Below are 22106 nucleotides of genomic sequence, written 5' to 3'. Positions count from 1 at the left end.
CCCGGCACGGAGCACGAACGCCGGGGTGAGGTTGCGCCGCAGCGATGTCCGCGCCCCCGGGTGGACCCGGAAGGGCGTGGGTCGCGGCTGGGCGTTCTACGACGAGGACGGCACGCTGATCCGCGATGCCCGCCGGGCCCGGATCGAGGGTCTGGCCATCCCGCCGGCGTGGCGCGACGTGTGGATCTGCCCCTGGCCGCACGGGCACATCCAGGCCACCGGCACCGACGCCGCGGGCCGGCGTCAGTACCGCTACCACGACGCCTGGCGCACCCAGCGCGACGCCGCCAAGCACGAGCGCGTGCTGGCGATCAGCCACCGGCTGCCCGACGTCCGGGACGAGGTGACCGCGGCGCTGCGTCGGCGGGGGCTCACCCGGGAGCGGGTGCTGGCTGCCGGCGTCCGCCTGCTCGACCTCGGCGCCTTCCGCGTCGGCAGCGACCAGTACACCGAGGACAACGGCACCTACGGCCTGGCCACGCTGCGGCGCGAGCACGTGCAGGTCCGTGGGCGCACGGTGGCCTTCTGCTACCTGGCCAAGGGCGGCAAGCAGCGCGAGATCGAGGTCACCGACGCAGCCACCGCGACCGTCGTCCGGCAGCTGCTGGACCGCCCCGCCACTGCCGGTGAGGAGCTGCTGGCCTGGGAGAACGCGGACGGCAGCTGGCGGGACGTGCACAGCGACGACGTCAACGCCTACCTGCGGGAGGTGTCCGGTGCCGAGATCACCGCCAAGGACTTCCGCACCTGGACCGCCACCGTGCTCATGGCCGTGCTGCTGGGCGAGCAGCCGCTGCCCCGGTCGGCGTCCGGGCGCACGAAGGCGGTGCGGGCCGCCTACCGGGCGGTGTCCGACCAGCTGGGCAACACCCCGGCGGTGTGCCGGGCCAGCTACGTGGACCCGCGGGTGGTCGACCGGTTCGAGCACGGCGAGACGGTCGCCGATGCACTCGTCGAGGCCGCGGGTGCCGCCGACGACCGTGAACGGCAGCGCACCGTCGAGGCCGCGGTCTGCCGGATGCTGTCCGCCTAGCAGAAGGACCCCGTCACCCTGCTCCTGGTGGAGCGGCCCCGGCCGGGCCGGGAAGGTGCGGGGTCCTGCTGGGGTGAGGCGGGTGGGTCAGGCGTTGCCGTCGACGATCGTGAACAGGTCGATGAGGCCGGTGACCTCGAGCGGCCGGGTCACGGCGCGGGTGGAGGCGACCAGCTTGAGGCCGACCTCGCGGGCGCGGGCGGACTTCTGGGTCTCGACGAGCACGGCGAGGCCGGCGGAGCCGAGGAACTGCACGCCGCAGAGGTCGATGACGAGCTCCTCGGGCTGCAGCTCGAGCTGGGTGTCCAGCGAGGCACGGAGGACCGGCGCGGTGAAGGTGTCCACCTCGCCCACGACCGTCACCGTGACCGCGCCGTCGGCGTCCGTGGACGTCGAGAGGGTGATCACGTCGTCGAAGGGAGCGTCGGCGGTGTCGGTGGGAGCCGACGCGTCGCGCTGCCCCTCGGCGGGCAGGTCAGATGAGGTCACGGACTGGAGCTCCTCTCAGCGGCGTGGCCCGACGGGCGCACATCAGCACTTACAACGTACCTGTTGGTCGCCAGGGCCGATTGCGTCCCACCCGGGACCGGGCCACGTCATCGGTGGCGCGGCACTCGGAGGGGTGCCGCGCACGGGACGGGCAGCTGGCTGCTCAACCGCCCGGTCGGACCCTAGACAGCCCGAGGGCGCCCCACAAGCCGACGTGGGGCGCCCTGCCGGAGGTCCTCAGTCGACCGGGTGCACCGCCCGCTCCTCGGGCCCCTCGCCGCCGGAGGCCGCCTCCTCGGTGGCCAGGACGTCGTCGCCGACCGAGTCGGTGCCCGAGCTGTCCAGCGGCTCGCCGTCCTGGTCCAGCTGCAGCGCCGGCCCGTCGGGGTCGGCCGCCGGGCGGGTGCCGGGGTCGACGTCGACGTCGGGCTCCTCGCGCGCCAGTCGACCGTCGAGCGGCTCGCCCTCGGCCTGCTCGGCGGCGGTGGTGCCGAAGTCGGTGCTGGCGCCGGCGGTCTCCCGGCCCATGTCGGGGGCGAACTGGGGGTCCTCGGCGGCGGCGGCCTCGGGCGAGTCGTCGGCGATCTCGGGGATGCCGTCGTCCTCGGGGAACTGGTCGCGGGCGGTCTGGCCCTCCGGGTGCGTCATGAGGGGCCCCTACCCCCGTCGCACCGTCGTCCACACCCCGGAAGGGGTGGTCTGCGGGTGCCGACCGGTGGTCGTCGCCCCTACGCTGATCTTGCACACGGCGACGAGGGGACGAGCATGCGTTCGATCTGGAAGGGCGCGGTCTCCTTCGGGCTGGTCTCGATCGCGGTCAAGCTGTACTCGGCGACCGAGGACCACGACGTCAAGTTCCACCAGGTGCACAAGACCGACGGCGGCCGGGTGAAGTACCGCCGCGTCTGCTCCGTCGACGGCGAGGAGATCGAGTACCGCGACATCGCCAAGGGCTTCGAGCTGCCCAACGGCGAGCTGGTCGTGCTCACCGACGCCGACATGGAGGAGCTGCCGCTGGGCAGCACCCACGAGATCGAGGTGCTGCAGTTCGTCGAGCAGGCCGAGATCGACCCGATCCACTTCGAGAAGACGTACTACCTCGAGCCCGAGGGCACCGCGACCCGCCCCTACGTGCTGCTGCGCACCGCGCTGGAGAACGCCGGCCAGGTCGCGATCACCAAGATCGCGATCCGGCAGCGCGAGTCGTTGGCCGCGCTGCGTGTGCGCGACGGCGTGCTGGTGCTGCACACGATGCGCTGGCCCGACGAGATCCGGGCACCGGAGTTCGGGTTCCTCGACGAGGACGTCGCCGCGAAGCCCGCCGAGCTGAAGATGGCCGAGTCGCTGATCTCGACGATGAGCGGCGAGTTCGACCCCAGCGTCTTCACCGACGACTACAAGGACGCGATGGCCAAGCTGCTGGAGGCCAAGCAGGCCGGTGGCGAGGTCGTCCGTCCCGAGGAGGTCGAGGAGGACGAGGACGACGGCTCGGTGGTGGACCTGATGAGCGCTCTGCGGCGCAGCGTCGAGAAGGCCGGCAAGAAGGCCCCTGCTGACGACGCCGACGTCGACGCCCCGGCGCAGGGGTCGCCGGCGAAGAAGGCGCCCGCGAAGAAGGCGGCGGCGAAGAAGGCCGCCCCGGCGAAGAAGACCCCGGCCAAGAAGGCTGCCGCCTCGAAGTCCGCCTGAGGTGGTGGACGAGTCGACCCGGCCGATGCTGGCAGTCGCCGGGGAGCTGCCGCGCACCGACGACGGCTGGGCCTACGAGTTCAAGTGGGACGGCGTCCGCGTGCTGGCCCACGTGCGCGGCGGCGCACTGCGGCTGAGGGCGCGCAGCGGCACCGACGTCACCGAGCGCTACCCCGAGCTGGCCGTCCTGCCGGCGTCGCTGGCCGACCGCGAGGCGGTGCTCGACGGCGAGGTGGTCGCCCTCGACGCGCAGGGCCGCCCGGACTTCGGACTGCTGCAGCAGCGCATGCACCTGACCGGGCCCGAGGTGGCCCGCACCGCCCGCCGGGTGCCGGCGTCCTACTTCGTGTTCGACCTGCTGGCGCTGGACGGTGAGTCGCTGCTGGACCGGCCCTACCGCGAGCGCCGGGTGCTGCTGGACACCCTCGAGCCCGCCGCCCGCCGGTGGTCGCCGACCCCGTGGTTCGACACCGACGGGGCCCGGGTGCAGGCGGCCAGCCGCGAGCACGGGCTGGAGGGCGTGGTGGCCAAGCGGCTGGCCTCGCCCTACCGGCCCGGGGGGCGCGGGCCCGAGTGGCTCAAGGTCAAGAACGTGCAGCACCAGTCGGTCGTCGTCGGCGGGTGGCGGCCGGGCAACGGGCGGCGAGCCGGCGGGATCGGGTCGCTGCTGGTCGGCGTCCAGGGGCCCGGCGGGCTGCGCTACGCCGGGCGGGTGGGCACCGGGTTCACCGACCGGGCGCTGCGCGAGCTGGCCCGCGACGTGACCGGCCGCACGACCTCCCCGTTCGCCGGCGAGGTGCCCGCCGACGTCGTCCGCGAGGCGCACTGGGTCGAGCCCGAGCTGGTCGGCGAGGTGGTGTTCGCCGGCTGGACCGGCGACGGGCACCTGCGGCACCCGGCCTGGCGCGGGCTGCGCGACGACGTCGTCCCGACCGCGGTGGTGCCCGAGTGAGTCGGCAGCGGGTGTCGATCGGCGGGCGCCAGCTCGAGGTCTCCAACCTGGACAAGGTGCTCTTCCCCGAGGTGGGGTTCACCAAGGCCGAGGTGATCCAGTACTACGTGCAGATCGCGCCGGTGCTGCTGCCGCACCTGGCCGGCCGCCCGGTCACCTTCACCCGGTGGCCGCACGGGGTCGAGGGCGCTTCGTTCTTCGAGAAGAACAACGCCCGCCACGCGCCGTCCTGGGTGCAGCACGTCGTCGTGCCCGCGCCCGGCTCGACGAAGGACCGCGAGACCCTCGACATGGTGCTGCTCACCGACGTCCCCGACCTGGCCTGGTCGGCCAACCTGGCCGCGCTGGAGCTGCACGTGCCGCAGTGGCGGGTCGACGACGACGTGCCGCAGCTGCCCGACCTGCTGGTGCTGGACCTCGACCCCGGCCCGGGCACCGGGGTGGCCGAGTGCGCGGCGCTCGCCGTCCGGCTGCGCGAACGACTGGTGGACGACGGCCTGGAGCCGGTGGTGAAGACCTCGGGCTCCAAGGGCCTGCAGGTGTACGCACCGATCCGCTGCGCCGACCCCGAGCACCCCTCCCGGTACGCCAAGGCGCTTGCTCAGGCGTTGACCGAGGAGACGCCGGACGAGGTGGTGTGGCGCATGGAGAAGGTGCTGCGCCCGGGCAAGGTGCTGGTCGACTGGAGCCAGAACAACACGGCCAAGACCACGGTCGCGCCGTACTCGCTGCGGGCCCGGGCCGGCGCCACCGTGTCCACCCCGGTGGCCTGGGAGGAGCTCGACGGGCCGCTGGTGTTCGACACCGCCGCGGTGCTGGACCGGGTTGCCGAGCTGGGCGACCTGTTCGCCCTGGCCGAGCCCGCGGACCTGCCCGGCTAGCGTCCCCCCGTGAGCACCGACCCGGTCGTCCGTCCGCTGCGGTCCGCCGACCGCTCGGCCTGGGACCCGCTGTGGGCCGGGTACCTGGCCTTCTACCGGCAGGACCTCGCCCCCGACGTCACCGAGGCCGCGTTCGCCCGGCTCTGCGTCGGGGGCGACGACCTGTTCGGGCTGGTGGCCGTGGACGCCGACGACCGGCCGGTGGGGTTCTCGCACGCCCTGCTGCACGCCTCGACCTGGGCCCCCGGCGGGGTCTGCTACCTCGAGGACCTCTACGTCGACCCGGGCGTGCGGGGCGGCGCGACCGGCCGTGCGCTGATCGAGGCCACGGCCCGGGAGGCGCGGTCGCGCGGCGCGCAGACGTTGTACTGGCGCACCCAGGCATACAACGGCCGGGCGCGCTCGCTGTACGACCACGTGGCCCACCTGACCTCCGACGTCCTGTACGAACGCGACCTCGATGGCTGACCCCGTGGGCGGCCGCTCCGCGGAGGGCTGGGATCATCTCCGCTCGTGTCCACGAGCAATGCCGGCCGGCTGGTCGTCCGCTGTCCCGACCGCCCCGGCATCGTCGCCGTCCTGTCGCGGTTGATGGCCGACGCCGGCGCCAACATCACCGACTCGCAGCAGCACAGCTCCGACCCCTCGGGCGGCACGTTCACGCTGCGGCTGGAGTTCGTGCTCGACGACCTCGCCGGGCGCCGGGCCGGGCTCGAGGAGCAGCTCGCGGCCCTGGCCGGCGAGTGGGGGATGACCTACCGGCTCGTGCTCGCCGACGAGCGCCCGCGGCTGGCGGTGTTCGTGTCGAAGACCGACCACGTGCTGCAGGAGCTGCTCTACCGGGTCTCCGCGGGCGACCTGCGGGCCGAGATCGCCGTGGTCATCTCCAACCACCCCGACCTCGAGCCGGTGGCGACCGCGCACGGCGTCCCGTTCCACCACGTGCCGGTCACCCCGGGCACCAAGGCGGAGGCCGAGGCGCGGGCCCTGGAGCTGGTGGGGGACTGCGACCTGGTCGTGCTGGCCCGCTACATGCAGATCGTCTCGCCGGAGTTCTGCGCCCGGTTCCCCGAGCGGCTGATCAACATCCACCACTCGTTCCTGCCGGCCTTCGTGGGCGCGAACCCCTACCAGGCCGCCGCCGACCGCGGCGTGAAGCTGATCGGCGCCACCGCGCACTACGTGACCGCCGAGCTGGACGCCGGGCCGATCATCGAGCAGGAGGTCGCCCGCATCGACCACCGCGCGACGGTGGAGGACATGCGCCGGGTCGGCCGCTACGTCGAGCGGCAGGTGCTCGCGCAGGCCGTCACCTGGCACGTCGAGGACCGGGTCATCGTGGACGGCGCGAAGACCATCGTCTTCGCCTGACGCCCCCGCACAGCGGGCTCTAGGGTTCGACGGTCGACGTCGACACCTCCTGGAGGCTCCTGTGGCCGGTTCCACCCGAAGTGCACGCCCGGCGGTCGCCCGTGCGGCGGGGTGGGTGGCTCCGCTCTGCTGGGTCGCCGTCCTGCTCGACGGGTTCGAGCTCGTCGTCGTCGGCACCGTCGTCCCCACTCTGCTGACCCCCGAGGGCTTCTCGCTCTCGGGCACCGGCGCGACGGCGGTGGTGACCATCGGGCTGGTCGGCATGACGATCGGCGCGCTGTCGATCGGGGCGCTCACCGACGTCCTCGGACGGCGCAGGGCCCTGATCGGTGCGGTGGTGGCCTTCTCGCTGCTGACGCTGGCCTGCGCGGCCGCCCCGAACGCGTGGGTGTTCGGCGGCCTGCGCTTCCTGGCCGGGGTCGGCCTCGGCGGGTGCCTGCCGACCGCGATCGCGCTGGTCAACGAGTTCAGCAGGCGGTCGGGCCGGGCGACCACGACCGTCATGACCGGGTACCACGTCGGCGCGGTGGCCACCGCGGCCCTGGCCATCGTGGTGATCGAGCCCCTGGGCTGGCGCTGGATGTTCGTCGTCGGCGCCCTGCCGGCACTGGTGCTGGTGCCGCTCATGCTCAAGCACCTGCCGGAGTCGCCGGGGTACCTGGTCGCGCACGGCCGCCGGGCGGAGGCCGAGCAGATCGCGACCGCCTACGGGCTCACCCTCGAGCCGGCCGACGCCGCACCCGAGCCGACCACCGCGGCCACCACGGTGCGGGTGCTGTTCGGCCCGACCTACCTGCGCACGACGATCGCCGTCGGCGTCACCTCGTTCATGGGCCTGCTGCTGGTCTACGGCCTCAACAGCTGGCTGCCCACGATCATGCGCGAGGCCGGCTACGACCTGGGTGCCGCGCTGGCGTTCCTGCTCGCGCTCAACCTGGGGGCGATCGCCGGTCTGCTGGTCGCCGGCACGGTGGCCGACCGGATCGGTGCCCGGACGGCGGGCATGGCCTGGTTCGCCGTCGGCGCCGTGTTCCTGGCGCTGCTGTCGATCCGGCTGCCGCTGGTCGGCATCTACGTGATGGTGTTCCTGACCGGCTTCTTCGTGTTCAGCGCCCAGGTGCTGGTCTACGCCTTCACCAGCGCCAACCACCCGCCGCACGTGCGGGCCACCGCGCTGGGCTGGTCGGCCGGCGTGGGCCGGGTGGGGGCGATCAGCGGCCCGCTGCTCACCGGTGGGCTGGTGACGGCGGGCATCGCGTTCCCCTGGGGCTTCTACCTGTTCGCCGTGGTCGGCGTCCTGGGGGCGCTGGCGTTCGCCGTCACCCGCACCCGGGCCTGATCAGTCGGTGCCGCGGCTGCGGCGGTCCTGCTCGGCCAGGAAGGCCTCGATCTGGTCGGCCATCTCGTCACCGGTGGGCACCTCGCCGCTGGACCCGAGCAGGCCGGTGCCCTCGCGGGCGGCGGTGAAGTTGTCGAACTGCGCCTCGAGCTGCGCGACCACCGCGGTGTTCTCGTCGGAGCGGGCGATCTGCTCGTCGATCTCGCTGCGGTGGGTGCGGGCCGCCTCCTCGAGCGTCTCGGTGGGCAGGTGCAGCCCCGTGAGCGTGGAGAGGTGCTCCAGCAGCGTGAGGGACGCCGCCGGGTAGGTGGCCGACGCCAGGTAGTGCGGCACGTGCGCGGCCACGCCGAGCGCGTCCACCCCGGCCTCGCCGGCCCGCAGCTCGAGCAGGGCCCCCGCGCTGCCCGGGATGCGCATCTCGCCCCAGTACACGGGGTAGGAGGCGATCAGGTCGCGACGGGTGGCGTGCGCCGTGACCGTGACCGGGCGGGTGTGCGGCACCGGCATCGGGATGGCCTGCAGCATCACCATCCGGGTCACCCCGAGGGTCTCGACCAGCCCGAGGACGGCGGCGGTGAACCGCTCCCACGCGAAGTCCGGCTCGGCGCCGTGCAGCAGCAGGAACGGCGTGCCGCCGTCGTCGTCGACCGAGTACAGGGTGATCTCGGGGGCGGCGAAGGACTCGTAGTGGTCGCCGGAGAAGGTGATGCGCGGCCGGTGCCCCCGGTAGTCGACCAGGGCGTCGGCGTCGAAGCGGGCGACCACCTCGTGCGGCAGGCTGGCCAGCAGGTGCGACCCGGCCAGGGCGCCGGCGTGCGCGGCGTCGAACTCACCGGCCAGGTCGTGCACGAGCACCAGCTCGTCGGCGGCGGTGCGCTCGACCAGCCGCTCGTGGGCGGGCAGCAGTTCGACGAGGTCCTCGGGACGCTGTGGCACGGTCGGGCCCTCCTGGTGGTTCGACGGTCTCCCCGGATCAGCCCCGCAGGACCGCGGTGCATTCCCATCGTCCTCGCCTGGCGGCCCGCAGGGGTGGCGCGCACGCTCGACGGCATGGCGGACGGCGGGACGGACGACGTGGGTGCCCGGCTCGAGCGCCGGATCGAGGAGCTGCTGGACGCCCGGGCCCCGACGTCGTCGATCTGCCCGTCGGACGCCGCCCGGGCCGAGGACGCGGACGGGTGGCGGGACCTCATGCCCGCCGCCCGGGACGCCGCCGGCCGCCTGGTGGCCCGCGGCGCGGTGCAGGTGACCCAGCGGGGCGAGGTGGTCGACGTCGCCACCGCGCGCGGCCCCGTGCGGATCCGCCGGCCCCGGTAGGTCAGTCGCGGACCGGCTCGGCGCTGCGGGTCAGCCGGGCGCCGTCGGCATCGCCGACCAGCACGGGGACCCGGCCGTCGTCGTCCCGCTCGGGGTGCCGGCCGTCGAGCTGGTCACGGGCGTACCGGTAGCCGACGGCGAGCAGCGCGGTGACCGGCACGGCCAGGAAGGCACCGATGATGCCGGCCAGGCTCGACCCGGCCGTGACGGCGAGGATCACGACGCCCGCGTGCAGCTTGAGGCCGCGGCCCTGCAGGATCGGCTGCAGCACGTTGCCCTCGATCTGCTGCACCAGGACGACGATGACCAGCACCCAGACGGCGGTGCTGAACCCGTTGCTGACCAGGGCGATGAGCACGGCGAACCCGCCGGCCACGAACGCACCGATGATCGGGATGAACGCGGCGAAGAAGGTGATGACCGCCAGCGGCAGCACCAGCGGCACCCCGAGGACGAGCAGGCCGAGGCCGATGAACACGGCGTCGACCAGGCCGACCAGGGCCTGCTGGCGGATGAACTCGGAGAGGGTCCGCCAGCTCTGGTGGGACAGCTCGGCGACGTGCGGGGCGGCCTTGGGGCCGGTCTGGGCGGCCAGCCAGGGCAGGAACCGCGGGCCGTCCTTGAGGAAGAAGAAGGTGAGCACCAGGGCGAGCACCACGTTGACCAGGCCGGTGCCGATCGCGCCGGCGCCGGTCAGCGCGAGGTTGGCGATGTCGCCGGCGCTGGACTGCAGCTGGTCGATCGCCTGGTCGACGTAGGTGCCGATCTGCTCGGTGCCCAGGTTGAACGGCGGGCCCGACAGCCAGTCCTGCACGCTCTGCAGACCGGAGCTCACGCCGTCGGACAGCTCGTCGACCTGGGCCACGACCGAGGGCGCGATGGCGGCGAAGACGCCGATGACCGCACCCAGGAAGAGCACGACGGAGGTGAGTGCGGCCAGGGCCGGCGGGAACTTGGCCCGGCGGAGCAGCCGGGCCAGCGGCCACATGACGGTGGAGAACAGCAGGCCCAGGACGACCGGCAGCAGCACCGAGGACCAGAGCACGCCCAGCACGTAGCCGATCACGACCAGCGCCCCGGTGATCAGCAGCAGCCGCCAGGAGAAGGTGGCCAGCACCCGGCTGGCCGCGCTGAGCCGGGCGGCGCGCTCGGGCCCGGGCACCGGGGCGTCGGTCTCGGACGGCGGCTCGCCGGAGTCGTCGTGGAAGTCGGCGGGCGGCAGCCCGCCCGCACCATCAGGGGTGCGGCCATCACGGGTGCGGTCGTCGGTGGTGCGGTCACCGGCCGGGAGGTCGTCGCGGTCCTTCGGGGCGTCGGCCATGCGGAGATCCCAGCACAGACCGGGCTGCGGCACCGGACGGCACCGGACGGGACCGGTGGGTCGTGGGGGAGCACACGTCCACCGGGCGCGGTGTCGGACCCCCGTCGTAGCGTCCGGGCATGCCGAAGACCGCGACCGCCGACCGCGTCGACCTCGAGGGCCTCGTCGCCTTCCTCCGTCCGCGCCACAAGGCGCTGCTGATGACCCGCCGCGGTGACGGCGAACCCCAGATCTCGCCGGTCAGCTGCGGGGTCGACGCCGCCGGCCGCATCGTCGTCTCCACCTACCCGCAGCGGGCGAAGACCAGGAACGCCCGGCGCGACGACCGCGTCACCGTCGTCGTGCTCTCCGACGACTTCGACGGCCCCTGGGTGCAGGTCGACGGCACCGCCGAGGTGCTGGACCTCCCGGAGTCCGTCGAGCCGCTCGTGGAGTACTTCCGGGCGATCAGCGGCGAGCACCCCGACTGGGACGAGTACCGGGAGGCCATGCGCCGCCAGGGCAAGTCGTTGATCCGGGTGACGCCGGTGCGGTGGGGGCCCGTCGCGACCGGCGGCTTCCCCCCGGAGCTCGACAAGGATTGAGGCTTGCTCAGGGCCTGTGCAAGCTGTCATGCTTGCCCGATGCCGTTCGTGCTGACCGTCGACCAACGTGCGAGCCGCCGCGGCTCCGACCGCGTGGCCGGGGCGCTCGCCGTGCTCGCCGACGTCCCCGTGGTGCTCGGTTTCGAACGCACCGCCGGCGACGAGTTCCAGGGCGTGCTCGACCACCCCGCCGCGGTCGTGGCGGTCCTGGTCCGCCTCGTGCGGGCGGGCGGGTGGAGCGTGGGCATCGGGGCCGGCCCGGTGCAGACCCCCCTGCCCGACTCGACCCGCGCGGCGACCGGCCCGGCGTTCCTGGCCGCCCGGCGGGCGGTCGACACCGCCAAGGGCCGGCCCGTGCGCGTGGCGGTCCAGGGCCCGGACGCCGAGGCGGCCGCCGACGCGCAGGCGGTGGCCACCGTGCTGGCGTTGCTGCTGCAGCGGCGCAGCCCGCAGGCCTGGGAGGCGATCGACCTGGTCGCCGCCGGCCGCACGCAGGCCGAGGCCGCCGCCGCCCTGGGGGTCAGCCGGCAGGCGGTCGGCCAGCGGCTGGCGGCGGCCTCCTACGAGGCCGAGCTGGACCTGCACCCCACGCTGGGCCGGTTGCTCGCCCGCGCCGAGGTCGGCCGCCGGTGAGCGTCGCCGCGGCGGCGCTGCTGGTCCTGGCAGCCGTCCTGGGGGCGCTGGCGGTGCGGCGCGTGGAGGTCGGCCGGGCGCCCCGCCGCCGACCGCTGGTCGGGGTGCGCGGCGACCGGCGGCGGGGGAGCGCGGTCGCCCTCGTGCTCGTCGTGCTGGTCGGTGCGGCGGCGGCCCTGGCCTGGGTCGGTGACCCGGCGACGCCCTGGCTGAGGTCGGCCGTCGCGCTCGCCGCGGTCGCCGCCGCCGCGCTGGGCGGTGGGCCGGTGGTGACCGCCGTGCTGACCGCCGCCGACCCGGAGCGGGCCGTGGCGTCGCTGCGCGGCGACGCGGCCGGGGTGGCCGACCCCGAGGTCCTCCGCGGCGGCGCCTGGATCGGGGTGCTGGAGCGTCTCGCGCTGGCCGCGACCCTGCTGCTGGGGTGGCCCGAGGGGGTGCCGGTGGTCCTGGCGGTCAAGGGCCTGGGCAGGTTCGCCGAGCTCGCCGAGACCCCGGCCGCCGAGCGCTTCATCATCGGCACCCTGACCAGCGTCCTGTGGGCGGGGGCGTGCGCCGGCGTCGCCGTGCTCGCCGCCCGTTAGTCGGAGAAGACCTCGATCTGGGCCCCCATCTCGACCAGGCGCTCGTACAGCTGCTCGTAGCCGCGGGCGATGATGTCGACGTTGCGCAGCACCGACGTGCCCTTGCACGCCAGCATCGCCAGCAGGATGCAGACCGCGGGGCGCAGGGCCGGCGGGCAGACGATCTCGGCGGCCGACCAGTGCGTCGGGCCGGCGACCAGCACGCGGTGCGGGTCCAGCAGCCGCACGTCGGCGCCCAGCCGGGTGAGGTCCGAGAGGTGGATCGCCCGGTTGTCGTACACCCAGTCGTGGATGAGGGTGCCGCCGTGGGCGGTGGCGGCGATGACGGCGAAGAAGGGCAGGTTGTCGATGTTCAGCCCCGGGAAGGGCATCGGGTGCACCTTGTCGATCGGCGCCTTCAACGTCGAGGGGTGGATGGTGATGTCCACCAGCCGCGTGCGGCCGTTCTCGGCCGGGTACTCGGGCGACAGGTCGTAGCGCAGCCCCATCTCGCCCAGGATCGCCAGCTCGATCTCCAGGAACTCGATCGGCGCGCGGGCCACGGTGAGCTCGGAACCGGTGACGATGCCGGCGGTGAGCAGGCTCATCGCCTCGACCGGGTCCTCGGACGGGGTGTAGTCGACCTCGGCGTCCAGCACGGTGCGGCCGTGCACGACCAGGGTGGTGCTGCCGAACCCGTCGATGCGGACGCCGAGCAGCTCCAGGTACAGGCAGAGGTCCTGCACCATGTAGTTGGAGCTGGCGTTGCGGATCGTGGTGCGGCCGTCGTGCCGGGCGGCGGCCAGCAGGGCGTTCTCGGTCACGGTGTCGCCGCGCTCGGTCAGCACGATGCTGCGGTCGCGGGCCTCGGGGGTGGTGACCGTGGCCTGGTACTCGCCGGCGTGCGCCTCGATCTCCAGCCCGAAGTGCCGCAGCGCGATCATGTGCGGCTCGATGGTGCGGGTGCCCAGGTCGCAGCCACCGGCGTAGGGCAGCCGGAAGTCGGGCTCGCGGTGGATCAGCGGGCCCAGGAACATGATGATGCTGCGGGTGCGGCGGGCCGCGTCGGCGTCGATGGCCGCCAGGTCGAGGTTCTCCGGGACGACGATCGTCAGGTCGCGGCCGGCGGGGTCCCAGGTGGCCCGCACGCCGATCGAGCGCAGCACGTCGAGGATCCGCTCGACCTCCACGATGCGCGCGACGTTGCGCAGGGTCGTCGTCCCGCGGTTGAGGAGGGAGGCGCACAGCAGCGCCACCGCGGCGTTCTTGCTGCTCTTCACCGTCACCGAGCCCGAGAGCGCGCCGCCGCCGGTGACCCGCAGGTGGGTGGGGCCCGCTCGACCGACCGTGATCAGCTCGCTGTCCAGCGCCGCGGACAACCGCCCCAGCAGCTCGAGCGTGAGGTTCTGCGCCCCCTGCTCGATGCGGGCGATCGCGCTCTGGCTGGTGCCCAGCCGCTCGCCGAGCTGGGCCTGGGTGAGGCCGTGGTGGCGGCGGGCGTCGCGGACCAGGGTGCCGATCTGGCGCAGGGACTGACCGGTGGCTTCTTCGGTGAGGGACATCGCCGCCGACGATATCTCAGTTGTGAGATGCCTGCGGAGCGCCGCCGGGCGGGGTAGGAACGCCCCATGTGCCACGACCACGACAGCCGCCCTCCCGCTGCTCCCCGACCGGCCGCCGACGTGGTCGAGCGGGGCACCCTCACGATCGCCGGTCCCGAGGGCACCCCGTTCGCTGCCGCCTACGCGGCGCCGGCGGGCGAGGCCGCGGTCGGGGTGGTCGTGCTGCCCGACGTGCGCGGCCTGCACCCCTACTACGTCGCGCTCGCCGAGCGGTTCGCCGAGGCGGGGCTGCCCGCGGTGGCCCTGGACTGGTTCGGGCGCACGGCGGACCTGCCCGTGACCGGCAGCCGGGAGGAGGACTTCGACTGGTCCGCCCACGTCCCGCGGATGACCGACGCCGGGGTGGACGCCGACGTCCGCGCCGCCGTCGACTACCTGCGCAGCCGGACCCGGCCGGGCCTGCCGGTCGTCACCGTCGGGTTCTGCCTCGGCGGGAGCCACTCCTGGCGGCTGTCCGGCGGGGGCGCCGACCTGGCCGGCTGCGCCGGCTTCTACGGCAAGCCCGAGCGGGTGGGCGACGCCGCGGACCGGGCCGCCCTGCCCACGGTCATGCTGATCGCCGGGGCGGACTCCACCCCGGTCGACGACCAGCTGGCGCTGGCCGACCGCATGCGCACGGCCGGGGCCGACGTCGACACCCTCGTCGTCGACGGGGCACCGCACTCCTTCTTCGACCGGGCGTTCGGCGAGTGGTCGCAGGCCTGCGACGACGCCTGGGAGCGGGTCCTGACCCTCACCGACCGGGTCGCCCGCTGAGCGCCGCCGACCAGCTGCGGGCCGACTGCACCCGCTGCGCGGCACTGTGCTGCGTGGTGCCGGCCTTCTCCCGGGGTGCGGACTTCGCGATCGACAAGCCGGCCGGCACGCCCTGCCCCCACCTGACCGGGGACGACCGGTGCGGCGTGCACGACCGGCTGCGCCCGCTCGGCTTCCCCGGCTGCGTGGTCTACGACTGCTTCGGGGCCGGCCAGCACGTCACCGGCGCGGTGTTCCCGGGCCTCGACCTCGCCGACCGCGAGACCGTGCACCAGGTGGCCACGGTCTTCCCGGTCGTCCGGGCGCTGCAGGAGCTGCGCTGGCTGGTGCGGGCGGCCCGGGCGATGGACCCACCCGCGGCCCTCGCCGCCGAGCTGGCCGCGGCGGAGGACGACCTCGCCGCGCGCGTCGACGGGTCGCCCGACGAGCTGCGGACCACCGACGTGGCCGCCGTCCGCGGTGGGGTCAACGGGGCGCTGACGGCGGCCGGTGCCCATGCCCGCCGCTCGGTCCGCCGACCGCGCGACCTGCGGGGTGCCGACCTGGTCGGGGCCGACCTGTGGGGCGCAGACCTGCGCGGGGCGGTCCTGCGCGGTGCGGTGCTGCTGGGCGCCGACCTGCGGGGTGCGGACCTCCGGTTGGCCGACGTGACCGGCGCGGACACCCGGGGTGCGCGGCTCGGCGGTGCCGACCTGCGGCGGGCGCTGTTCCTGACCGCGGCCCAGCTCGAGGCGGCCTCAGGCGACGTCGGGACCCGGCTGGACGACGGGCTCGCCCGGCCCGCGCACTGGGCCGGTGCTGCCTAGGCTGGTGCGGGTGACCCCACCGCTGGACCCCGACGTCGTCGCCCTGGCCGAGCACGTGTTCGACCTGGCCCGCAGCGGTGGCACCGACGAGCTGCTGGCGTGCCTGGACGCCGGGGTGCCGGCGAACCTGACCAACGGCAAGGGCGACACCCTGCTGGTGCTGGCCGCCTACCACGACCACCCGGGCACGGTGGCTGCGCTGCTGCACCGGGGTGCCGACCACGACCGGGTCAACGACCGCGGCCAGACCGCGCTGGCCGCCGCGGTGTTCCGCCGGTCGGAGCCCTCGGTGCGGGCGCTGCTGGCCGCCGGCGCCGACCCCTCGCACGGCTCCCCGGACGCCCGGGCCACCGCCGCGTTCTTCGACCTGCCCGAGATGACCGAGCTGCTGGCATGAGGCTGGCCTCGGTCGACGGTGCGCTGCTGGACCTCCGCGTGCTGCGCCGGCAGAGCCTCGAGGTGCGGGCGGTGGAGCTGGACCGGCCCGACTGGACCCAGACGCTGCTGCTCGTGCGCGGCGAGGTGCGCACCGCCGACGGCCGGCACTGGGTGTTCCGCGAACCGTGCCTGACCCCGTGGGACGGCCACCGGTTGGCGGGCTGGCTGCGGGCGGTCGCCCACGGGCCCGAGGGCGTGCTGGGCGAGGGCCTGGTGTTCACCGACCCGACGCTGTCCTGGGTGCTGGACGCCGCCCGCGAGGACCGCCGGCTGCTGCGGGTGCACCTCTCGGGCCCGGCGGCCTGGACCGACCCGGGCACCGGCGTGCGGCTGGGCGGCGGGGTCCCGCTGGACGTCGAGGTGGGTGCGCTCACCGCGGCGGCCGACGAGTGGGCCGCCGCGGTGAGCGAGGGGGACTAGCGGGACCGGCCGCCGGAGGCTCGCCGGAGGGCGAGCAGCACGACGAGGGCGGCTCCGGCGAGCAGCCCCCAGCGGGGACCGCGGGGAACCGTGGCCAGCACCGTGCGCGCGGACCCGGCACGGACGGCGGAGGATCCGGTGAGCGCCCGGCCCAGCGGCGAGGACACCCCCGCACCGAGTTCGGCGACCCGGCCGTGCGGGCCGGTGACGTCCACGTGCAGGCCCTGCGCGGCGAGGAGGCCGGCCAGCTCGCCGACCGCCCGGGGACCGCTGCGGGCGGTGGCCCCGGCCGGCCAGGGGAGGTCGGTGACCGCCCGCCACAGGCCGATCGGGTCCGTCGACGCGAGCACCAGGTCGGCGCCGTCGCCGGTGAGCCGGGCGGTGGTCCCGCCGGCCTGCAGGGTCAGGTCGGCCCGGACGGCGAGCGGGCCGACGGTCATCCCTGCGAGACGCCCTCGGCGGTGGTGATGCGCAGCGTGCCGTTGAGCTTCCAGGTGGCGCGGGGGGCGTCGGCGCCGATCTCGCGGGGGACCTCGACGGTCATGTCCACGAACTCGTAGTTGATCGCGGCGCCCTTGCCGGTGAGGTAGGACCACATCTCCTTGCCGAGGTCGGCGAAGGAGCGGGTGTCGGTGGTGTCGCTGGGAGAAGTCATGACCGGACGATGACCTGGGCCGACCGTTCGCAAACTTCGTTTACGCAGCTATGACGCACGTCGCGCGAGCAGGACCGCGTACTCGAACACCCGGCCCTCGCGCTCCACCGGGAGCACGAGCTGCTCGGCGTCCACCGCGCCGGGCAGCGCGGCCAGCCGGTCCAGCAGGGCCGGGGAGGGATCGGCCGACCAGATGGCCAGGACCCCGCCCGGGCGCAGGGCCGCCAGCGCCCGGGCCAGCCCGCGGGTGCCGTAGAGGCCCGCGTTGGAGCCGTGCACCAGGAAGTCCGGCCCGTTGTCCACGTCGAGCAGGACGACGTCGTACCGGCCCGGGGTGAACGCCGCCGCGACGTCGCCGGCGACCAGGTCCAGCCGCGGGTCGGCGGTGCTGGGCAGCCCGGGCAGCAGGCCCTGGGCCGCCCACCCCAGCAGGGCGTCCTCGAGCTCGACCACCACGACCTCGGCCACACCGGGGGAGCGCAGCACCGCGGCGGCGGTCCAGCCCAGGCCCAGCCCGCCGACCAGCACCGCCAGCTCGGCACCCTCGGCCCGGGCCAGCGCCTCGGTGGCCAGGGCCCGCTCGGTGGAGGTGTCGACGTCGTCCATCGCGAACACGCCGTCGACGACCAGCTCGGTGACGACCGTGCCGTCGTCGTCGGTGCGCCGCCACAGCGCGACCTCGCCGTGCGGACCGGACACCCGGCCGACTTCCTCCCGCATCCGCGACATCCTGCCGGTGCGGGAACAACGCGGCGTGGCCCGGTGTCATCCTGGGGCGTGAACTCCCGCCGCGCGTACGTCGTCTGGGTGGTCGGGCTGCTGGCCTACGCGGTCGCGGTCTTCCACCGCGGATCCCTCGGCGTCGCCGCCGTCGACGCGCAGGAGCGGTTCTCCGCGGGCGCCTCGGCGGTCAGCCTGTTCCTGGTGCTCCAGCTGGCCGTCTACGCCGGGCTGCAGGTGCCCGTCGGCATCGCCCTGGACCGGTTCGGCTCCCGCACGATGGTGGCGGCCGGTGCGCTGACCATGGCCGCGGGCCAGCTGCTGCTCGCCTTCGCCACCGACGTGCCGACGGCGATCGCCGCCCGCGTGCTGGTCGGCGCCGGTGACGCCATGACCTTCATCAGCGTGCTCCGGGTGGTCACGCTGTGGTTCTCGGGGCCGACCGTGCCGGTCATCACCCAGCTCACCGGCATCCTCGGTCAGCTCGGCCAGATCGCGGCGGCCTACCCGCTGGTCCTGGCCCTGCACCACACGTCGTGGACGGCGACCTTCACCGGGGCCGCCGCGCTGGGGGTGCTGGTCGCCGTCCTGGTGCTGGCCGCGCTGAAGGACGCCCCGCCCGGCACCCCGGTCACCCCGGTGGCCGGCTGGGCCGAGATCAAGGACAACGTCGCGGGGGCCTGGCACGAGTCGGGCACCCGGATCGGGCTGTACACCCACCTCGTCACCCAGTTCTCGGGCACCGTGTTCGCGCTGCTGTGGGGCTTCCCGTTCCTGGTGCTGGGCCAGGGGCTGTCCACCGGCACCGCGGCCGGTCTGCTGACGCTGCTCGTCGTCGTCGGCATGGGTGTGGGCCCGCTGCTGGGCAAGCTGTGCGGGCGGTGGCCGCTGCGCCGCTCGGCCCTGGTCTTCGGCATCTCGGGGGCCACCATCACGGCCTGGACCGCGGTGCTGCTGTGGCCCGGGCGTGCGCCGCTGTGGCTGCTCGTGCTGCTGGTGGTCGTGCTGGCCACCAACGGCCCCGGCTCGATGATCGGCTTCGACTACGCGCGCACCTGGAACCCGGTGCACCGCCTCGGCAGCGCCACCGGCGTGGTGAACATCGGCGGGTTCGTGGCCTCGCTGCTCACCGTGCTGGCCGTGGGCGCGGTGCTGGACGCCATGACCCCCGGCGCCTCCACCGCCTACGACCTGGGGGCGTTCAAGGCGGCCTTCTCCGTGCAGTACCTGTTCTGGGCGATCGGGCTGGTCGGCGTCTGGACCCACCGCCGGCGGCTGCGCGACCGGCTGGCCGGGGACGGCGTGGTGCTCACCCCGCTGTACACGGCGATGGTCAGCCGGGTGCGCCGGCGATGACCGTGCCGGCCGGGTTCTTCGCCCGGCACACCCGCCTGGTGCGCACCCCCCTCGTGCCCGAGGTGGCGCTGCACCTGGCCGACGACGTCGCCGCCCTCTGGCAGGCGATGGAGGACGACGAGGGCACCCCCGGGGCAGGGGACGCCTCGCCGTTCTGGGCCGCCGCCTGGGTGGGCGGGCAGGGGCTGGCCCGGTACGTGCTGGACACCCCCGACCTCGTCGCCGGGCGCACCGTGCTGGACCTGGGCGCCGGCAGCGGGCTGGTGGCGGTCGCGGCCTCCCTGGCCGGGGCCGAGCGGGTGCTGGCCAGCGACGTCGACCCCTACGCACTGGCGGTGATCCCGCTGAACGCGGCGGCGAACGGTGCCCGGGGCATCGAGCCGGTGGGCGACGTGCTGGACGCCGACCTGCCGGAGGTCGAGGTGGTGCTGGCTGGCGACGTGTTCTACGACCTGCGGATGGCCGACCGGGTGCGGCCGTGGCTGTTCACCGCCTGGGTGCGGGGCGCCGTCGTCCTGGTCGGGGATCCCGGCCGCTCGCAGCTGCCCGAGGGGCTGCGCGAGGTGGCGGGGTACCAGGTGCCCGACTCCGGGGTGGACGTCGCGCGCCGCACCACGGTGTGGCGCCTGCCCTGAGGGGAACAACACCTGTGGAACTCGACCACGCCGCTTGTGCTCTTCTGTCACGAACTCGTAACGTGTGCCAGGTCCGGTCGGCCGCACCTCCCTCCCCGGGAGACCGCACCGGGCGCCGCTGAGTCACCGCCGCGGGCAGCGCAGCCCGGGCACCAGGTGAATCGGGGACCCACCGCAGCACCGGGGTGAATCCCGGCGAGACCGCGCACCGCGGCGACGTCGGGTAGGGCTACTTCCCGCCCGAACCCGTCAGCTAACCCGGTAGGCGGCTGCACCGACCAGCACGGTCGGCGCACTCGGAAGACGAGGACCCGCACGCCCGCATGAGCGCACGCCATTCCGCACGTCCCGCTGGCCGCGACGACCAGCAGACCCGCACCGTCGAGGCGATCACCGGTGAGTTCGCGGCCCTCCGCGCCGCCGGGGAGACCGCCGCCGCCGAGACCGTCGACGCCGTCGCGCGTGGTCGGCACCGCCTGCTCCCCGTGCGCCGTCCGGCCATGTACCTGGCCGCGGCCGCCGCCGGCGCCGTGCTGGTGAACGTGCTGGTGGGCGGTGGCCCCTCGGCCGAGGCCGACACCGCCACCGAGCCGGCCGCCCAGGCGGTCAGCGTGGCGCAGCAGCTGGGCATCTCAGCCCCCGCCGACGCGACCCAGGCCGCGTCCGAGCTCTCCGGGCACCTGCAGGAGCTGGCCGCGAGCCGGGCGCAGCGGGAGTCCGACGAGGCATCCGCGGCGCAGGCCCAGGCCGCCGCCGACCAGGCCGCCACCGACGCCGCGGCCGCCGCTGCGGCCCAGGCCGCCGCGGACGCCGCCGCCGCTGCGCAGGCGCAGGCCGCCGCCGATGCCGAGGCCGCTGCCGAGAACGCCACCGCCTCCGACTTCCACGACTACGCGCTGGCCCAGCTGGGCGGCGACGCGAGCCAGTTCTCCTGCCTGGAGAGCCTGTGGGGCCGCGAGTCGAAGTGGGACCCCGACGCGCAGAACCCGAGCTCGACCGCCTACGGCATCGCGCAGTTCCTGGACTCGACGTGGGCCGGCACCGGCATCGCGAAGACCTCGAACGGGTTCCGGCAGATCGACGCCGGGTTGATCTACCTGGACGAGCGCTACGGCTCGCCGTGCGGCGGCTGGGCCCACTCGCAGGCCACCGGCTGGTACTGAGTTTCCGGACCGGGGGGCTCGGGGCACGGGCTCCCCATGGCTGAACTCACCGGGAAGACCATCGCCGTGCTCGCCGCCAAGGGTGTCGAGTCGATCGAGCTCGAGGAGCCCCGCAAGGCCGTGGAGGCCGCCGGGGCGACCGTGCACCTGCTGTCGGTGCCCGACGGGGTCGAGGACGGCCGCGTGCAGGGCGTGGACGGCGACATCCACCCGGGCGCGACCTACGCCGTCGACCACCTGGTGGCCGACGTGTCGGCCGCGGACTACGACGGGTTGCTGCTGCCCGGCGGCGCGGTCAACCCCGACACCCTGCGGCAGGACCAGGACGCCCTGGCGTTCGTCACCGCGTTCTTCGACGCCGGCAAGCCGGTGGCCGCCATCTGCCACGCGCCCTGGACGCTGCTGGAGGCCGGGGTGCTCGAGGGCCGCACGCTGACCTCGTACCCGAGCATCCGCGGCGACCTCCGTCGCGGCGGGGCGACCGTCGTCGACCAGGAGGTCTGCCGGGACGGCAACCTGGTCACCAGCCGCAACCCCGACGACGTCCCGGCGTTCTCGACGGCCGCCGTGGAGCTGTTCGCGGGCCGCTGACCAGCGTCTGCCCGGGCCCCGCTGTGCAGGGCCCGGGCGCACCCGTCAGACTTGCGGGGTTTGCACACCCCCTGGGAGGACGGTCAACCGTGGCCAAGCACCGCGCCGGCCAGACCGGCGAGACCGACTTCGACGACGCGACGACGGCCCTGGCCGACGTGTCCGGCGACTACGTCGTGGACCTCGCCCACACCCGGATCGGTTTCCGGGCCCGGCACGCCATGGTGACCACCGTGCGCGGCACGTTCACCGAGTTCGAGGGCACCGCACACCTGGACACCGCCGACCCGTCGGCCAGCCGCGTCGAGCTGCGCATCGACGCCGGCAGCCTGGACACCGGGCAGACCGACCGGGATGCGCACCTGCGGTCGGCGGACTTCCTCGACGTCGAGCAGTTCCCCGAGATCAGCTTCGTGTCCACGGCCGTCGAGCAGATCGACGACGAGGAGTACACGGTCACCGGTGACGTGACCATCAAGGGCCAGACCCGGTCGGTGGCGGTCGACTTCACGCTCACCGGCAGCGCGCTGGACCCCTTCGGCAACACCCGGGTCGGCTTCGAGGGCGCCGTGGCGCTCAAGCGCAGCGACTGGGGCCTGGTCTGGAACGCCGCGCTCGAGACCGGCGGCGTGCTGGTCAGCGACAAGGTCCAGCTGGAGTTCGACGTCTCGGTCATCAAGCAGGGCTGACGCACCCCCGCCTGAACCCGGCATGGGAGCCCATGCCCCTACCTACGGGCCTCGTGGGTAGGGGCATGGGGTCCCATGCCGGGGAT

General features: G+C 74.5%; 28 protein-coding genes and 1 riboswitch. Of the genes, 20 read left to right on the top strand and 8 right to left on the bottom strand.

The genetic code is table 11. The features are described 5' to 3' along the window. The first annotated feature begins 25 nt into the window (after positions 1 to 25). Positions 26 to 1033 (top strand): DNA topoisomerase IB, encoded by a 1008-nt coding sequence (locus BLS67_RS18400; protein WP_091247892.1) that lies wholly within the window; start codon positions 26 to 28, stop codon positions 1031 to 1033. A gap of 87 nt (positions 1034 to 1120) precedes the next feature. Here BLS67_RS18400 and BLS67_RS18395 read toward each other — a convergent pair whose 3' ends face one another. Together BLS67_RS18395 and BLS67_RS18390 are read right to left on the bottom strand one after the other, a co-directional pair. Further along, a complete protein-coding gene (locus tag BLS67_RS18395) occupies positions 1121 to 1522 on the bottom strand; it encodes an STAS domain-containing protein (protein WP_091247888.1) in 402 nt (133 codons plus the stop codon). A 237-nt stretch (positions 1523 to 1759) separates the two neighbouring features. Beyond that, positions 1760 to 2170, bottom strand: a complete 411-nt coding sequence (locus BLS67_RS18390; protein WP_091247885.1) for a hypothetical protein — start codon at positions 2168 to 2170, stop codon at positions 1760 to 1762. Between the two features lie 117 nt (positions 2171 to 2287). Between BLS67_RS18390 and ku the strand changes: the two genes are divergently transcribed. From ku to BLS67_RS18360, 6 genes are all read left to right on the top strand, one after another. Further along, on the top strand, positions 2288 to 3211 hold the full coding sequence (gene ku / locus BLS67_RS18385; protein ID WP_091247881.1) for a non-homologous end joining protein Ku: 924 nt from the start codon (positions 2288 to 2290) through the stop codon (positions 3209 to 3211). Positions 3212 to 3215: 4 nt separating this feature from the next. Continuing rightward, positions 3216 to 4163 (top strand): non-homologous end-joining DNA ligase, encoded by a 948-nt coding sequence (ligD, locus tag BLS67_RS18380; RefSeq protein ID WP_242654184.1) that lies wholly within the window; start codon positions 3216 to 3218, stop codon positions 4161 to 4163. Beyond that, positions 4160 to 5044 carry a non-homologous end-joining DNA ligase gene (gene ligD, locus BLS67_RS18375; RefSeq protein WP_242654183.1) on the top strand — a complete coding sequence of 295 codons (885 nt, stop codon included), beginning with the start codon at positions 4160 to 4162 and terminating at the stop codon, positions 5042 to 5044. The genes ligD (BLS67_RS18380) and ligD (BLS67_RS18375) overlap by 4 nt, the downstream gene beginning before the upstream one ends. Positions 5045 to 5053: 9 nt before the next feature. Further along, positions 5054 to 5512, top strand: a complete 459-nt coding sequence (locus BLS67_RS18370; protein WP_091247874.1) for a GNAT family N-acetyltransferase — start codon at positions 5054 to 5056, stop codon at positions 5510 to 5512. Between the two features lie 45 nt (positions 5513 to 5557). Then, entirely contained in the window at positions 5558 to 6415 is an 858-nt protein-coding gene (gene purU, locus BLS67_RS18365) for a formyltetrahydrofolate deformylase (RefSeq protein ID WP_242654182.1), read from the top strand. A 115-nt stretch (positions 6416 to 6530) separates the two neighbouring features. After that, a complete protein-coding gene (locus BLS67_RS18360; RefSeq protein WP_242654181.1) occupies positions 6531 to 7754 on the top strand; it encodes an MFS transporter in 1224 nt (407 codons plus the stop codon). Here the strand turns inward: BLS67_RS18360 and BLS67_RS18355 are convergent, their stop codons facing one another. Next, complete coding sequence (locus BLS67_RS18355) at positions 7755 to 8690, bottom strand: proteasome assembly chaperone family protein (RefSeq protein WP_091247864.1); 936 nt, start codon at positions 8688 to 8690, stop codon at positions 7755 to 7757. It lies immediately after the preceding gene. Positions 8691 to 8804: 114 nt separating this feature from the next. Here BLS67_RS18355 and BLS67_RS18350 point away from each other — a divergent pair, with 114 nt between their 5' ends. Then, positions 8805 to 9071 (top strand): DUF3253 domain-containing protein, encoded by a 267-nt coding sequence (locus tag BLS67_RS18350; RefSeq protein WP_091248114.1) that lies wholly within the window; start codon positions 8805 to 8807, stop codon positions 9069 to 9071. Position 9072: 1 nt separating this feature from the next. Here BLS67_RS18350 and BLS67_RS18345 read toward each other — a convergent pair whose 3' ends face one another. Continuing rightward, on the bottom strand, positions 9073 to 10392 hold the full coding sequence (locus BLS67_RS18345; RefSeq protein ID WP_091247862.1) for an AI-2E family transporter: 1320 nt from the start codon (positions 10390 to 10392) through the stop codon (positions 9073 to 9075). Between the two features lie 119 nt (positions 10393 to 10511). Here BLS67_RS18345 and BLS67_RS18340 point away from each other — a divergent pair, with 119 nt between their 5' ends. The 3 genes from BLS67_RS18340 to BLS67_RS18330 are packed head-to-tail and all read left to right on the top strand — an operon-like array spanning position 10512 to position 12190. Then, the gene (locus tag BLS67_RS18340; RefSeq protein WP_091247860.1) at positions 10512 to 10976 is read left to right on the top strand and encodes a PPOX class F420-dependent oxidoreductase; all 465 of its coding nucleotides are present in this window, start codon (positions 10512 to 10514) and stop codon (positions 10974 to 10976) included. A 39-nt stretch (positions 10977 to 11015) separates the two neighbouring features. After that, positions 11016 to 11609 carry a hypothetical protein gene (locus BLS67_RS18335; protein WP_091247859.1) on the top strand — a complete coding sequence of 198 codons (594 nt, stop codon included), beginning with the start codon at positions 11016 to 11018 and terminating at the stop codon, positions 11607 to 11609. Beyond that, the gene (locus BLS67_RS18330; protein ID WP_091247857.1) at positions 11606 to 12190 is read left to right on the top strand and encodes a hypothetical protein; all 585 of its coding nucleotides are present in this window, start codon (positions 11606 to 11608) and stop codon (positions 12188 to 12190) included. The genes BLS67_RS18335 and BLS67_RS18330 overlap by 4 nt, the downstream gene beginning before the upstream one ends. On the opposite strand, the gene BLS67_RS18325 is transcribed toward BLS67_RS18330, so the two are convergent. Beyond that, on the bottom strand, positions 12187 to 13731 hold the full coding sequence (locus BLS67_RS18325; RefSeq protein ID WP_091247855.1) for a helix-turn-helix domain-containing protein: 1545 nt from the start codon (positions 13729 to 13731) through the stop codon (positions 12187 to 12189). The genes BLS67_RS18330 and BLS67_RS18325 overlap by 4 nt on opposite strands. A gap of 66 nt (positions 13732 to 13797) precedes the next feature. Here BLS67_RS18325 and BLS67_RS18320 point away from each other — a divergent pair, with 66 nt between their 5' ends. Genes BLS67_RS18320 through BLS67_RS18305 form a run of 4 tightly spaced genes read left to right on the top strand, consistent with a single transcriptional unit; the run spans position 13798 to position 16211 of the window. Continuing rightward, a complete protein-coding gene (locus BLS67_RS18320) occupies positions 13798 to 14547 on the top strand; it encodes a dienelactone hydrolase family protein (protein ID WP_091247853.1) in 750 nt (249 codons plus the stop codon). A 56-nt stretch (positions 14548 to 14603) separates the two neighbouring features. Next, positions 14604 to 15353 carry a pentapeptide repeat-containing protein gene (locus tag BLS67_RS18315; RefSeq protein ID WP_242654180.1) on the top strand — a complete coding sequence of 250 codons (750 nt, stop codon included), beginning with the start codon at positions 14604 to 14606 and terminating at the stop codon, positions 15351 to 15353. A 10-nt stretch (positions 15354 to 15363) separates the two neighbouring features. After that, entirely contained in the window at positions 15364 to 15750 is a 387-nt protein-coding gene (locus BLS67_RS18310; protein ID WP_091247850.1) for an ankyrin repeat domain-containing protein, read from the top strand. Further along, positions 15747 to 16211: a WapI family immunity protein gene (locus tag BLS67_RS18305; RefSeq protein ID WP_091247849.1), complete on the top strand. Its 465-nt coding sequence runs from the start codon at positions 15747 to 15749 to the stop codon at positions 16209 to 16211. Before BLS67_RS18310 ends, BLS67_RS18305 begins: the two co-directional genes overlap by 4 nt. Here BLS67_RS18305 and BLS67_RS18300 read toward each other — a convergent pair. From BLS67_RS18300 to BLS67_RS18290, 3 genes are read right to left on the bottom strand one after another with little or no spacing between them, the layout of a single operon-like run. Continuing rightward, complete coding sequence (locus BLS67_RS18300; protein WP_091247847.1) at positions 16208 to 16651, bottom strand: hypothetical protein; 444 nt, start codon at positions 16649 to 16651, stop codon at positions 16208 to 16210. The two genes, BLS67_RS18305 and BLS67_RS18300, sit on opposite strands and share 4 nt — an antisense overlap. Continuing rightward, positions 16648 to 16866 carry a hypothetical protein gene (locus BLS67_RS18295; protein WP_091247846.1) on the bottom strand — a complete coding sequence of 73 codons (219 nt, stop codon included), beginning with the start codon at positions 16864 to 16866 and terminating at the stop codon, positions 16648 to 16650. Before BLS67_RS18295 ends, BLS67_RS18300 begins: the two co-directional genes overlap by 4 nt. Before the next feature lie 48 nt (positions 16867 to 16914). Beyond that, positions 16915 to 17586: a polyamine aminopropyltransferase gene (locus BLS67_RS18290; protein WP_091247844.1), complete on the bottom strand. Its 672-nt coding sequence runs from the start codon at positions 17584 to 17586 to the stop codon at positions 16915 to 16917. 57 nt (positions 17587 to 17643) lie between these two features. On the opposite strand from BLS67_RS18290, the gene BLS67_RS18285 reads away from it, so the two are divergent. The 5 genes from BLS67_RS18285 to BLS67_RS18265 all read left to right on the top strand — a co-directional run bounded on the left by BLS67_RS18285 (position 17644) and on the right by BLS67_RS18265 (position 22020). After that, complete coding sequence (locus tag BLS67_RS18285; protein ID WP_091247842.1) at positions 17644 to 18942, top strand: MFS transporter; 1299 nt, start codon at positions 17644 to 17646, stop codon at positions 18940 to 18942. Further along, positions 18939 to 19577: a class I SAM-dependent methyltransferase gene (locus tag BLS67_RS18280; RefSeq protein WP_091247840.1), complete on the top strand. Its 639-nt coding sequence runs from the start codon at positions 18939 to 18941 to the stop codon at positions 19575 to 19577. The genes BLS67_RS18285 and BLS67_RS18280 overlap by 4 nt, the downstream gene beginning before the upstream one ends. Before the next feature lie 143 nt (positions 19578 to 19720). Then, positions 19721 to 19844: riboswitch (cyclic di-AMP (ydaO/yuaA leader) on the top strand. 56 nt (positions 19845 to 19900) lie between these two features. Further along, on the top strand, positions 19901 to 20740 hold the full coding sequence (locus BLS67_RS18275; protein ID WP_242654179.1) for an aggregation-promoting factor C-terminal-like domain-containing protein: 840 nt from the start codon (positions 19901 to 19903) through the stop codon (positions 20738 to 20740). 36 nt (positions 20741 to 20776) lie between these two features. Then, entirely contained in the window at positions 20777 to 21331 is a 555-nt protein-coding gene (locus BLS67_RS18270) for a type 1 glutamine amidotransferase domain-containing protein (protein ID WP_091247838.1), read from the top strand. 89 nt (positions 21332 to 21420) lie between these two features. Then, complete coding sequence (locus BLS67_RS18265; protein ID WP_091247836.1) at positions 21421 to 22020, top strand: YceI family protein; 600 nt, start codon at positions 21421 to 21423, stop codon at positions 22018 to 22020. Positions 22021 to 22106: the final 86 nt, after the last annotated feature.

This window comes from Klenkia soli, from assembly GCF_900103975.1.
GTDB classification, from domain to species: Bacteria; Actinomycetota; Actinomycetes; order Mycobacteriales; family Geodermatophilaceae; genus Klenkia; species Klenkia soli.
This window is presented reverse-complemented; position numbering and strand designations above follow the sequence as displayed.